This window comes from Streptomyces sp. NPDC049541 (assembly GCF_044465725.1).
Taxonomy (GTDB): domain Bacteria; phylum Actinomycetota; class Actinomycetes; order Streptomycetales; family Streptomycetaceae; genus Streptomyces.
The window spans coordinates 1,439,058-1,451,619 of record NZ_JBITLY010000001.1; the positions used below are offsets into that span (position 1 = coordinate 1,439,058).

General features: G+C 69.9%; 10 protein-coding genes and 1 pseudogene. All 11 read left to right on the top strand.

The genetic code is table 11. From position 1 onward, the window contains the following. Positions 1-25: 25 nt before the first annotated feature. The 11 genes and pseudogenes from ACIBW9_RS06605 (at position 26) to ACIBW9_RS06655 (ending at position 12,501) form a co-directional block, all read left to right on the top strand. A complete protein-coding gene (locus ACIBW9_RS06605) occupies positions 26-706 on the top strand; it encodes a GntR family transcriptional regulator (protein WP_398951799.1) in 681 nt (226 codons plus the stop codon). Then, entirely contained in the window at positions 703-1,614 is a 912-nt protein-coding gene (locus ACIBW9_RS06610; protein WP_398951801.1) for a dihydrodipicolinate synthase family protein, read from the top strand. Before ACIBW9_RS06605 ends, ACIBW9_RS06610 begins: the two co-directional genes overlap by 4 nt. Beyond that, entirely contained in the window at positions 1,611-3,341 is a 1,731-nt protein-coding gene (araD, locus tag ACIBW9_RS06615; protein WP_398951804.1) for an L-arabinonate dehydratase, read from the top strand. Before ACIBW9_RS06610 ends, araD begins: the two co-directional genes overlap by 4 nt. 169 nt (positions 3,342-3,510) lie before the next feature. Then, entirely contained in the window at positions 3,511-4,446 is a 936-nt protein-coding gene (locus ACIBW9_RS06620) for a carbohydrate ABC transporter permease (RefSeq protein ID WP_398951806.1), read from the top strand. Beyond that, positions 4,443-5,327: a carbohydrate ABC transporter permease gene (locus tag ACIBW9_RS06625; protein ID WP_398951808.1), complete on the top strand. Its 885-nt coding sequence runs from the start codon at positions 4,443-4,445 to the stop codon at positions 5,325-5,327. The genes ACIBW9_RS06620 and ACIBW9_RS06625 overlap by 4 nt, the downstream gene beginning before the upstream one ends. Positions 5,328-5,524: 197 nt before the next feature. Beyond that, positions 5,525-5,893, top strand: a pseudogene (locus ACIBW9_RS06630) (pectate lyase); the annotation flags it as partial. Further along, positions 5,890-7,035 carry a Gfo/Idh/MocA family protein gene (locus ACIBW9_RS06635; RefSeq protein ID WP_398951810.1) on the top strand — a complete coding sequence of 382 codons (1,146 nt, stop codon included), beginning with the start codon at positions 5,890-5,892 and terminating at the stop codon, positions 7,033-7,035. The pseudogene ACIBW9_RS06630 and the gene ACIBW9_RS06635, both read left to right, overlap by 4 nt. Further along, complete coding sequence (locus ACIBW9_RS06640; RefSeq protein ID WP_398951813.1) at positions 7,035-7,880, top strand: PmoA family protein; 846 nt, start codon at positions 7,035-7,037, stop codon at positions 7,878-7,880. Before ACIBW9_RS06635 ends, ACIBW9_RS06640 begins: the two co-directional genes overlap by 1 nt. Positions 7,881-8,518: 638 nt before the next feature. Continuing rightward, a complete protein-coding gene (locus ACIBW9_RS06645; RefSeq protein WP_398952137.1) occupies positions 8,519-10,051 on the top strand; it encodes a family 43 glycosylhydrolase in 1,533 nt (510 codons plus the stop codon). 348 nt (positions 10,052-10,399) lie between these two features. Next, a complete protein-coding gene (locus ACIBW9_RS06650) occupies positions 10,400-11,008 on the top strand; it encodes a zinc ribbon domain-containing protein (protein WP_398951815.1) in 609 nt (202 codons plus the stop codon). Between the two features lie 155 nt (positions 11,009-11,163). Continuing rightward, positions 11,164-12,501 (top strand): ABC transporter substrate-binding protein, encoded by a 1,338-nt coding sequence (locus tag ACIBW9_RS06655; RefSeq protein WP_398951817.1) that lies wholly within the window; start codon positions 11,164-11,166, stop codon positions 12,499-12,501. The last annotated feature ends 61 nt before the right edge of the window (positions 12,502-12,562 follow it).

The following is a 12,562-nucleotide window of genomic DNA, read 5'->3' on the forward strand; positions in this document are numbered from 1 at the left end:
GATACGTGACTTCCGAGAGGCGCGCATGACCTCTGTGCCCACGCCGATCCCGTCCCGCACGCAGTACGTGCTGGACGCGATCAAACACCGCATCCTCACCGGGCAGTTGACGCCCGGCCAGGCCCTGGTCGAGACCGAGCTCGCCGCACAGTTCGGGGTGTCCAAGACGCCCGTGCGCGAGGCGCTCAAGACCCTGGCCGGCACCGGTCTCGTCGTGATGAACCAGTACAAGGGCGTCACGGTGCGCATGGTGGACGCGGACATGGCGCGCGAGGTCTACGACGTGCGGCTGCTGCTTGAGCCCGAGGCACTCCGGCGGGCGGTGCGGCGAGGGGCCTCCCTCGATGCCGCACGCACCGCGCTGACCAGGGCCGACGACGCCACCGACACCGCCGAACGGTCCCTCGCCAACCGGGAGTTCCACCGCGCCCTGTATCTGCCCTGCGGCAACCCGCTGCTCGGCCGCATGCTCGACGAGGTCCGCGACCAGGCGGCCCTCGTCTCCGCGGTGGCCTGGGCGGCCTCACCCTCCTGGGAGCGGGAGGCCGGCGAGCACCGGGAGATCCTGCGGCTCGCCCTGGCGGGCGACGCGGACGGCGCGGCCCGCGCCCTGCACGCCCATATCGCGTCCTTCGTCGAGCGAGCGTTCCCCCAGGCAACCGGCCAGGTCACGGACCAGGCAGCGAACCAGGAAGGCACCGCATGAGCAGCGTGACGTTCGAGACCCAACGGGCGGCCCTGGCCGACGTGGTGGCGATCCCGGTGACCCCGTTCACCGAGATCGGCACCGTCGACCAGGCCGCCCACCGGGCCCTGCTGCGTCGGCTGCTAGAGGGCGGGATCCGCATCCTCACCCCCAACGGAAACACCGGCGAGTTCTACACGCTCTCCCCCGAAGAGCGCCGTCTCGTCACCGAGTTGACCGTCGAGGAGACCGGCGACCGCGCCGCGATCCTCGTCGGCGTCGGCCACGACGTGCCCACCGCCGTCGCCTCCGCCCGGCACGCCGGTGAGAACGGCGCCCAGATGGTGATGGTCCATCAGCCCGTCCATCCGTACGTCTCCCAGGGCGGCTGGGTCGACTACCACCGCGCCATCGCCGAGGCCGTCCCCGAGCTGGGCGTCGTCCCCTACATCCGCAACGCCCAGCTGGCCGGCGCCCGCCTCGCCGAACTCGCCGACGCCTGCCCGAACGTCATCGGCGTCAAGTACGCCGTCCCCGACGCCGCCAAGTTCGCCGCCTTCGCACGGGACGCGGGGCTCGACCGCTTCGTGTGGATCGCCGGTCTCGCCGAGCCCTACGCGCCCTCGTACTTCTCCGCGGGCGCCACCGGCTTCACCTCCGGACTCGTGAACGTCGCCCCGTCCGTCTCGCTGAACATGATCGAAGCGCTTCGATCCGGTGACTACCCGGGCGCCATGAAGGTCTGGGAGCAGATCCGCCGCTTCGAGGAACTCCGGGCCGCGAACGGCTCCGCAAACAACGTCACCGTCGTCAAGGAGGCCCTCGCCTCCCTCGGCCTGTGCCGCCGCGACGTCCGCCCCCCGAGCAGCACCCTTTCCGAGGACGAGCGCGCCGAGGTCGCCGCCATAGCCGCCGGATGGTCCATATGACCGACAGAATGCGTCCCGACGAACTCAGAAGCCACCAGTGGTACGGCACCGAGGGCCAGCTGCGCACCTGGTCGCACAACGCCCGGATGCGCCAGCTCGGTTACGAGGCGGAGGAGTACCGGGGCCGCCCGGTGGTCGCCGTCCTCAACACCTGGTCCGACATCAACCCCTGCCACGTCCATCTGCGCGAGCGCGCCGAGGCGGTCAAGCGGGGCGTGTGGCAGGCGGGGGGCTTCCCGCTGGAGTTCCCGGTCGCCACCCTCTCGGAGACGTACCAGAAGCCGACCCCGATGCTCTACCGCAACCTGCTCGCGATGGAGACGGAGGAACTGCTGCGGTCGTACCCGGTGGACGCGGCCGTGCTGCTCGGCGGCTGCGACAAGTCGACCCCGGCGCTGCTCATGGGCGCCGCCTCGGCCGACGTACCGTCGATCTTCTTGCCCGCCGGACCGATGCTGCCGGGGCACTGGCGCGGTGAGACCCTCGGCTCGGGCACCGACATGTGGAAGTACTGGGACGAGCACCGCGCGGGCAACCTGACGGACTGCGAACTGCGGGAGCTGCAAGGCGGGTTGGCGCGGTCGCCCGGTCACTGCATGACCATGGGGACCGCGTCCACGATGACCGCCGCCGCCGAGGCCCTCGGCATGACGCTGCCGGGCGCCTCCTCGATCCCGGCCGTCGACTCCGGACACGAGCGGATGGCCGCCGCCTCCGGGCGCCGGGCCGTGGAGCTCGCCTGGACCGGACTCAAGCCGTCCGGGATCCTCACCCGCGAGGCCTTCGAGGACGCCGTCACCACGGTGCTCGGACTCGGCGGCTCCACCAACGCGGTCATCCATCTGATCGCCATGGCGGGCCGCTCCCAAGTGCCGCTCGCCCTCGACGACTTCGACCGCATCGCGCGGAGCGTGCCGGTGCTGGCCGACGTCCGTCCCGGCGGACGGACGTACCTCATGGAGGACTTCTACTTCGCCGGCGGCCTGCCCGCCTTCCTCTCGCGGATCACCGACCTGCTGCACCTGGACCGCCCGACGATCAACGGCACCCTGGGCGAGCAGATCGAGGGCGCCGTCGTCCACAACGACGACGTCATCCGCACCCGTGAGAACCCGGTCGCCGCCGAAGGCGGAGTCGCCGTCCTGCGCGGAAACCTCTGCCCGGACGGCGCCGTCATCAAGCACATCGCCGCCGAACAGCACCTGCTCAAGCACACCGGTCCCGCGGTCGTCTTCGACGACTACAAGACCATGCAACGCACCATCAACGACCCGGAGTTGAACATCACCGCCGACAGCGTGCTGGTGCTGCGCAACGCCGGCCCCAAGGGCGGCCCCGGCATGCCCGAGTACGGCATGCTGCCGATCCCCGACCACCTCCTCAAGCAGGGCGTACGCGACATGGTCCGTATCTCCGACGCCCGGATGAGCGGCACGAGTTACGGCGCGTGCGCGCTGCACGTGGCGCCCGAGTCGTACATCGGCGGCCCGCTCGCCCTCGTCCGCTCCGGCGACCTCATCACCCTCGACGTCGAGGCCCGCTCCCTCCATCTCCATGTGGGCGAGGAGGAGCTGGAACGCCGCAGGGCCGAGTGGACGCCGCCGCCCACCCGCTACGAGCGCGGCTACGGCGCGCTGTACAACGAACAGATCACCCAGGCGGACACCGGGTGTGACTTCGAGTTCTTGGCACGGCAGGGCAGGGCCCCAGCCCCGTACGCCAGCTGAAAGCGCCCCGTCACGGGCGCGGGGCTGCATCAATGTGCGGCTCCGCCGCGTGGGCGCGACAAGCCGCAACGAGCCCGCACCCGCCGTCCAGCCGCACCCGGCACAACCATGCGCACCGAGAAAGCGCTTGCCCCGCAAGAGCGAGCCGCACCGAGAACGGAGACCTGTCATGGCCCAAGCCGCAGCCGTGGCGAACCCGCCCGCGCCACCCCGGCGGCGCCGGGCCTCCGCCACGCCGCGCAGGCTGCCGTATCTGCTGATCGCCCCGGCGGCCCTGCTCATGCTGGGCTTCATCGCCTACCCGGTGATCAGCGTCTTCTACTACAGCCTGCAGAACTTCAACCCCACCAAGCCGTGGCGGAACGGCTACGCGGGCTTCGACAACTTCGTCCAGATCTTCACCAAGGACACCCAGTTCTGGGACACGCTGACCTTCAGCGCCAAGTGGGTCGTCGTCGAGGTCGGCCTGCAACTGCTGTTCGGTCTCGCACTCGCCCTCATCGTCAACCAGACCTTCGTGGGGCGGGCGGTGGGCCGGGCGCTCGTCTTCTCCCCGTGGGCCGTGTCCGGTGTGCTGACCTCGGCGATCTGGGTGCTGCTCTACAACTCCCAGACGGGCATCACCCGTTATCTCGCGGACATGGGCATCGGCTCGTACGGCACCAGCTGGCTCTCGGACACCTCGACCGTCTTCCCCGCGGCGATAGTCGCCGACCTGTGGCGCGGTGTCCCCTTCTTCGCGATCCTCATCCTCGCCGACCTGCAGTCCGTCTCGAAGGACCTCTACGAGGCCGCCGAGGTCGACGGGGCCGGCCGTGTCAAGCAGTTCTGGCACATCACACTGCCGCATCTGAAGGACGCGATCGTGCTGTCGACGCTGCTGCGCGCGGTGTGGGAGTTCAACAACGTCGACCTGCTCTACACCCTCACCGGCGGCGGACCGGCCGGCGAGACCACCACCCTCCCGCTCTACATCGCCAACACCAGCGTGGACGCCCACAACTTCGGCTACGCATCGGCCCTGACCACGGTGGCGTTCGTGATTCTGCTCTTCTTCTCGATCGTCTATCTGCGCCTGAGCAAGTTCGGAGGTGAGGAGAAGTGATCACCGAGATCGCACCCGCGCCGGAGCGCGTGGCCGCCGAGCCCGCCCGGCCGAGGAAGAAGCGCCGCACCTGGGACGAGGTCCCCCGCTGGCAGATCTACGTCCCCCTGTCGATCTACCTCCTCTTCACCCTCATCCCCTTCTACTGGATCCTCCTCTTCGCTCTGCGCCCGGCCGGTTCGACCTCACTGGTGCCCTGGCCGATGACGTTCGACCACTTCGGAAAGGTCTGGAACGAGCGGGCGTTCGGCACCTACTTCCAGAACAGTGTGCTCGTCGGCATCGCCACCCTGCTGATGACGACCCTGGTCGCGCTGGCCGGCGGCTATGCCCTCGCCCGCTTCAACTTCAAGATCAAGAAGGCCTTCATGCTGGCCCTGCTCTGCACGCAGTTCGTGCCGGGCGCGCTGCTCCTGGTGCCGCTCTTCGAGATCTTCGCCAACCTGCGGATGATCAACTCACTGGTGAGCGTCATCATCGCCGAGACCGTCTTCCAACTGCCGCTGTCGATGATCCTGATCAGCGGCTTCATCAGGAACGTGCCGTACTCGCTCGAAGAGGCGGCCTGGGTCGACGGCTGCAACCGGTTCACCGCCTTCCGCATCGTCGTACTGCCGCTGCTGCGGCCCGGGCTGATCGCCGTCGGCTCCTTCGCCTTCGTGCATGCCTGGAACCACTTCCTGTTCGCCCTGATGTTCCTGAGCGACCAGAGCAAGCAGACCATTCCCGTCGGCCTCAACACCCTCATGAGCGCGGACAGCGTCGACCTCGGCGCGCTCGCCGCGGGTGGCATCGTCGCGGCCGTACCCGTCGTGATCGTGTTCGCCTTCATCCAGAAGTGGCTGATCACCGGCTTCAGCGCGGGGGCGGTGAAGGGATGAGGCGTCAACTCGTTGCACCGCCCATTGCTCGTCAGGGTGGGTTTGCCGGCTGTGTCGGCGGTAGTGGAACCGTCCCCGCCAACGGGGGATCGTCCGACAACCTGGTTGCCGGCCTCAAGAAGTACCTGGCTGAAACCGGCCCGCGTACTCGGGACTCGGCCGAGTCCCACGGCGAACCGGAGGAGGCCCGTTCGGCGAGCGACAAGGGCCACCCGGACGCCGAGGAACCCAGCTACCTCGCGCGCAACCACCTGCGCCACGACGGCCTGCTGGACATCACAGGGGGCTCCGACCTGGTCACCGTCTCCTGGAGCCGGTTCGCCGACCACGACAAGGCAATGCTGATCGGCAACAGCGACTCGGCGACGGGCGACCGCGGCAAGCTGCGGGTGACCGACGGCTACCCGGTGGACCTTCTGGCCGTCTACAACGCCTACGACTCGGGCAGCGAACGCGACCTCACGGGCGACGTCGGCTGGACGCCTACCCTGCACACAAAGATCGACAGCGCCGAGAGGGCCGACCGAGAGGTGGCGTACGGCGCGGGCGCAGGGAGGATCCCATGAGCACCGTAGACATCGTCCTGGCGGGCGCGCGCGGCCACGGCCGCTGGCACCTGGACAACATCCGCCGGCTCCAGGACAAGGGGATCGTACGGCTGGCAGGCATCTGCGAGCTGACCGCGCTGACCGCGCACGAGATCCCGGAGGGCCTCGGCACGCCCGAGCAGTCCGCCGACCTCGGCGCGCTCCTCGACTCCACCGGCGCCCGGCTCGCCGTGATCTGCACCCCGATCCCCACCCACACCGACCTGGCCCTGACGGCCGCCCGCAGGGGCGTGCATCTGCTCCTGGAGAAGCCGCCGGCGCCGTCGTACGCCGAGTTCCAGCGGATGGCCGACGGGGTCGCCGAGGCGGGCGTGGTCTGCCAGATCGGCTTCCAGTCGCTGGGCTCGCACGCCGTACCCGCGATCCTCCAGATGGTCGCCGAGGGCGCCGTCGGCGAGCTCGTCGGGGTCGGCGGAGCCGGTGCCTGGGTGCGTCCCGAGGCCTACTACCGGCGGGCGCCCTGGGCGGGCAAACGGCGCCTGAACGGCGTCGACGTCATCGACGGCGTGCTCACCAACCCCCTCGCGCACGCCGTCGCCACCGCCCTCGCCGTCAACGGCACCACACGCGCCGAGGACGTCACCGGCATCGAGCTGGAGCTGCTGCGCGCCAACGACATCGAGTCCGACGACACCTCCTGCGTCCGCGTCACCACCGCACCGGGCCACAAGGTCACCGTCGCCGCGACCCTGTGCGCCGAGCGGGACGACGAGCCCTACGTCGTCGTGCACGGCACCCGCGGCCGGATCACCTATTGGTACAAGCAGGACCGCGTCCTGCTCCAGCGCGCCGACCACGGCCCCGAGGAGTACGAGTACGGCCGCACCGACCTGCTGGAGAACCTGGTCGACCACCTCACCGACGGCGCCGACCTCCTCGTCACCCCGGACACGACCGGCGCCTTCATGAGGGTCGTCGAAGCGATTCGGCAGGCCCCCGACCCGGCCCCGCTGCCGACCGGGGCCTGGCACCTGGTCCCCGACGAGGGCCGCAGGGTCGTTCCCGGCATCGACGGACTCGTCGCGGCCGCCGCCGACACCCTCTCCCTCTACTCCGAGCTCGGCGCCACCTGGGCCCCACCGAAAGAGGTGAGCACCTGATGACGACCATCGACTCGCCCGTCCTGCGCGTCGCCGGCCGCCCGGTCGGCCGCTACGTCACCCGGCCCGAACTTCCGGCCAGGCTCTCCCCGCGTCCCTATCTGCACCCGGTCACCACCCTGGCCGGCACGGCGGTCACCGAGCTGAGCCCCGCCGACCACACCCACCACCTCGGCGTCGGTGTCGCCGTTCCCGACGTCGAGGGGTACAACTTCTGGGGCGGGCGGACCTACGTACGCGACCAGGGCCCGACCGAACTGGACAACCACGGCGCCCAGCGCCACACCTCCTTCCAGCTGCGCGACCCCGACGGCTTCGTGGAGGAGCTGCGCTGGGTGGCGTCCGGCGGCGAGCTGCTGCGCGAGCGCCGCACGGTCGCCGCCACCGAACTCACCGACACCGCCTGGGCGTTGGACTTCACGTTCTCGCTCACGAACGTCACCGACAGGCCTCTGTCGATCGGCAGCCCGGCCACCAACGGACGCTCCGGAGCGGCCTACGGCGGCTTCTTCTGGCGCGCCCGCAAGGAGCACGACACCCCGCACGTCTTCACCGCCGACCGCGAGGGCGAAGCGGAGGTGCACACCACCCGCGCAGCCTGGCTGGCCCTCGCCAGCACCACCTGGACCCTGGTCTTCGCCGGCGCCACGGACACCACCCGCCGCGACCCGTGGTTCGTACGCACCGCCGAATACCCCGGCGTGGGCTCGTCCCTGGCCCACACCGAACGCCTCCCGGTCCCATCCGGCGAGACCGTCGTACGGCGCATCATCACCGTCGTCGCCGACGGCCGCCTGAGCCGCAACGAGGCGGCGGCCCTGGTCCGCAAGGCGGTGAGCCAGTGACACACGACGCCCACCGGAACCAGGCGGCCCGCCCGAACCAGGCGGCCCGCCCGAACCAGGCGGCCCGCCCGAACCAGGCGGCCCGCCCGAACCAGGCGGCCCGCCCGAACCAGGCGGCAGGCCCGAACCAGGCGGCAGGCCCGAACCAGGCGGCCCGTCCGAACCAGGCGGCAGGCCCGAACCAGGCGGCCCGTCCGAATCAGGCGGCAGGCCCGAACCAGGCGGTCCGTCCGAACCAGGCGGCCCGTCCGGATGTGGCGGTTGGCCTGGATTCGGCCGTTCGCTCGGAGGTGGCGGTCCGTCCGGATGTGGCGGTTGGCCTGGATTCGGCCGTTCGCCCGGAGGTGGCGGTCCGTCCGGATGTGACGGTTGGCCTGGATTCGGCCGTTCGTCCAGACGCGGTGGTCCGTCCGGACGCGGCGGTTGGCCCGGACGAGGCGGTCGGCCCAGACTCGGCCGTTCGCTCGGATGCGGCGGTCCGCTCGGATGCGGCGGTCGGCCCGAACCAGGCGGTCCGCTCGGACGTGGCGGTCGGCCCGGATGTGGCCGTCCGCTCGGACGCGGCGGTCCGCTCGGACGCGGCGATCCACCCGACCCCGACCATCCACCCGACCCCGACCATCCACCCGACCCCGACCATCCACCCGACCCCGACCGTCTACACCAACCCGATCCTCGACGCCGACTGGTCCGACCCGGACGTCCTCCGCGTCGGCGACGACTTCTACCTCACCGCCTCCAGCTTCGGCCGCGCTCCCGGCCTGCCCCTCCTGCACTCCCGTGACCTGGTCAACTGGACGCTGGTCGGCCACGGCCTGCAACGCCTCGAACCCGCCGCCGAGTTCCGCACCCCGCGTCACGACTGCGGCGTCTGGGCGCCCTCGCTGCGCCACCACGACGACCGCTTCTGGATCTTCTGGGGCGACCCCGACCAGGGCATCTTCCAGATCAACGCCCCCCGGATACGCGGCCCGTGGACCCGCCCGCACCTGGTGAAGGCGGGCAAGGGTCTCATCGACCCCTGTCCCCTGTGGGACGAGGAGACCGGCGAGGCCTACCTGGTGCACGCCTGGGCCAAGTCCCGCTCCGGCGTCAAGAACCGCCTCACCGGCCACCGTATGCACCCCCACGGCACGGAACTCCTCGACGAGGGCAAGCTGATCGTCGACGGCGACCGCATCCCCGGCTGGTTCACCCTCGAAGGCCCCAAGCTCTACCGGCACGACGGCTGGTTCTGGATCCTCGCCCCCGCCGGGGGAGTGGAGACCGGCTGGCAGGGCGCCTTCCGCTCGCGCGGCTTCTTCGGCCCGTACGAGGAGAAGATCGTCCTGGAGCAGAAGGACACCGACGTCAACGGGCCGCACCAGGGCGGCTGGGTGCGCACCCCGGCCGGCGAGGACTGGTTCCTGCACTTCCAGCAGAAGGGCGCCTACGGCAGGGTCGTGCACCTTCAGCCGATGAGCTGGGGCACGGACGGCTGGCCGGTGCTCGGGGACGGCGGCGCCCCCGTCGCCGTACACAAGAAGCCCGACCTGCCGCCGCAGCCGCCCGCCGCGCCCGCCACCGACGACGACTTCCCCGGCGGACGCTTCGGCCGCCAGTGGTCCTGGACCGCCAATCCGCAGGACGGCTGGGCCACCCAGCACTCCGGCGACGGTCTCCGGTTGACCTGCGTCCGCTCGGCCGACGCACACGACCTGCGCAAACTCCCGCACGTCCTTACGCAGCGGCTGCCCGCTACGCCGTCGGCGGTCGAGGTGGAGCTGAGGCTGCACAGCGAGGAGCCGGGAGCGCGGGCGGGGCTCGCGGTCCTCGGGGACGCGTTCAGCTGGATCGGGCTCCAGCGGAGCGCCGACGGGACAATCCATCTCGTGCACCGGTTCGCCGAAGGGGTCGCCGAGCACGAACGGGACGCCGACCATCCGCGGCTCGCCCCGGACGGGCGGGTGCGCCTGCGCATCGAGATCGGCGCCGGGGCGCGCTGCCGCTTCTCGTACGACATCGGCGACGGCCCGCGCCCGTCCGGTCCCGTCTTCGCCGCCACCCCCTGGCGCTGGGTCGGCGCCCTGCTCGGCCTGTTCGCGCTCGCCCCCGTCGGCTCGGGTCACGCCGGGGCGGCAACCTTCACGCACTTCAGGATCGACTCCCTGTCACCCGTCGCATCCGAGTAACCCACCGCACCCGAGTAACCCACCGCACCCGTAAGCCTGTTGGGAGCCGCAATGACGCACCACTTCCACAGCAAGCGCTTGCCATCGCTGGCGGCCTCAAGGGCGTCGACGATTGGACGGCGTACGCCTGCCGGCGAGGATGTCCTGGCGTTTACGCCGGGGAGGAATCGCCTCCCGTGGTCGCGACGGGGAGTGCCGCCGCATCTGCTGTCTACCGGGCGCGGAGCGGCCGCACAGTCACTCGGCGGAGCCAATGCATGCGAACCACTGCCTCATTGTTCGCCGGTTGTGGTGATCGCCGGGCGAACGGCGGTCGTGTGTGCGGTCATCGAACTACGGTCCGGGGCTATGAAGCTGGTGGTGCAGGTGAAGCTGCTGCCGACGCCTGGGCAGGCATCGATCCTTGAGGCGACCTTACGTGTCTGCAACCGGGCCGCTACCCACGCCTCCGCCATCGCCTTCACCAAGGACCTCAAGGACCGCAACGGTCTGCACAAGGCGGTGTACGCAGACCTGAAGGCGACCTTCGGGCTGTCCGCGCAGCCGGTGGTGCGAGCGGTGAAGAAGGTCGTCGACGCCTACGCGACGCTGAGGGCCGATCTGCAGGCCGGTCGCGGCATCGCCGTCGAGCAACTCGGCGGCATCCGCGAGCGGGTACGGCTTCGCCGCGACCAGCGGGGCACGCTCTCCTCCTGGCCCTTCCGTCAACTCGGACAGCACCTTGCCTACAAGGCCAAGCAAGCCGGGGTGCCGTTCCCAGAGGTGGACGCGGCCTACACCTCGCAGCGCTGTCCGCGCTGCGGGCACACCGAGCGGGCCAACCGACCCGACCGGGATCACTTCTGCTGTCGTCGGTGCGGGCTCGCTGGTCCCGCCGACGTCGTCGCCGGGGTCAACGTGCGCGACCGTGCACGCTCGGCGTGGGTGTTCGCCACCGCACCCGCACTCTCCCCCTGAACCAAGAGGGGCTGGGTGGATGCGACCCGTGACCGTCCTGTCGTAGGGGGGCAGTCGGGAGCGCGACGAGGTGTGAACGACCGAGTACGCAAGCTCGGCCGTTCACGGCCGAGAAGGTGACATCTCCGCTGGATCCAGAAGAAGAGAGCCGACCTATGAAGAGCAGCATCCGCAGAAGCAGGCGCGCGGCCGTCGCCGTCGCCCTGGGCTCCGTGCTCGCGCTGACCGCCACCGCCTGCGGCGACGACGGCAGCGGCAGCGCGGGGGACAAGGGCAACGAGGGCTCCGGCAAGGGCGAGATCACCTTCTGGGACAACAACGGCGGTGTCCGGACCGACATCTGGAAGCAGATCATCGCCGACTTCGAGAAGAAGAACCCGGACATCAAGGTCAACTATGTCGGCATCCCCGCCGCGAGCGCCCAGTCCAAGTACGACACCGCCATCCAGGGCGGCGGCCTGCCGGATGTCGGCGGCGTGGGCACCGCGATGCTCGCCGAGGTCGCCGTCCAGGGCGCGCTGGAGCCGCTGGACGGCCGCCTGGCGAAGAGCTCCCTGAACGGCAAGCTGAGCCAGAACCTGCTGGAAAGCAGCAAGGCCGCGGGCGGCGGCGACAAGCTGTACCAGATCCCGACCTCGTCCAACAACGGCACGCTGTGGTACCGGACGGACCTGTTCAAAAAGGCCGGCCTGGACGCGCCGACCACCTGGTCGAAGTTCTACGAGGCCGCCGACAAGCTCACCGACAAGAGCAAGAACCAGTTCGGATTCACCATTCGCGGCGGCGAGGGCTCGATCGCCCCGGCCCTGGACGCGTCGTACAGCCAGAGCGGTATCACCTCGTTCTGGAACGGCGACAAGACGACGGTCAACGACCCGAAGAACATCGCTGCGCTGGAGAAGTACGTCGCCCTGTACAAGAAGGACACTCCGTCCGCCGACGTCAACAATGACTTCACCAAGATGGTCGCCCAGTGGGACAGCGGCACGATCGGCATGCTGAGCCACAACCTGGGGTCCTATCAGGACCATCTGAAGGCGCTGGGCGCGGACAAGTTCCGCGGGCTGCCCAACCCGACCCAGGACAACGGCACCCGGGTGCAGATCTCCAACCCGGTGGACGGGCTGAGCGTCTTCAAGTCCAGCAAGAACAAATCGGCTGCCTGGAAGTTCGTCGAGTTCGCCGTCTCGCACGAGGAGAACTCGAAGTTCAACCAGTCCGCGGGGCAGATTCCGGCGAACACGGAAGCCGCGCAGGACGCGTGGATCCAGAAGGCCGAGCCCACGAAACTGGCCGCTGCCGCGCTGAACGGGGCTGACACCAAGATCGTGCAGTTGCCGTACTACCTGCCGGACTGGAACACGATTTCCAAGGCCGACAACGAGCCGAATTTCCAGAAGGTGCTGCTCGGGAAGATGACGGCCAAGGCGTTTCTGGACACGCTTGCCGATCAGCTCAACAAGGCGCAGACGGATTGGAAGAAGAACCACTGAGCTCGGGTGGTTCGGTTCGTGGGGACTGCCGGTCGGCTGCGGCTGGTCGCGCAGTTCCCCG

Bases quoted from the DNA above. Each gene is read 5' to 3' on its own strand.
- ACIBW9_RS06605 (WP_398951799.1), top strand. From the start codon at position 26: ATGACCTCTGTGCCCACGCCGATCCCGTCCCGCACGCAGTACGTGCTG.
- ACIBW9_RS06610 (WP_398951801.1), top strand. From the start codon at position 703: ATGAGCAGCGTGACGTTCGAGACCCAACGGGCGGCCCTGGCCGACGTG.
- araD (WP_398951804.1), top strand. From the start codon at position 1,611: ATGACCGACAGAATGCGTCCCGACGAACTCAGAAGCCACCAGTGGTAC.
- ACIBW9_RS06620 (WP_398951806.1), top strand. From the start codon at position 3,511: ATGGCCCAAGCCGCAGCCGTGGCGAACCCGCCCGCGCCACCCCGGCGG.
- ACIBW9_RS06635 (WP_398951810.1), top strand. From the start codon at position 5,890: ATGAGCACCGTAGACATCGTCCTGGCGGGCGCGCGCGGCCACGGCCGC.
- ACIBW9_RS06640 (WP_398951813.1), top strand. From the start codon at position 7,035: ATGACGACCATCGACTCGCCCGTCCTGCGCGTCGCCGGCCGCCCGGTC.
- ACIBW9_RS06650 (WP_398951815.1), top strand. From the start codon at position 10,400: ATGAAGCTGGTGGTGCAGGTGAAGCTGCTGCCGACGCCTGGGCAGGCA.
- ACIBW9_RS06655 (WP_398951817.1), top strand. From the start codon at position 11,164: ATGAAGAGCAGCATCCGCAGAAGCAGGCGCGCGGCCGTCGCCGTCGCC.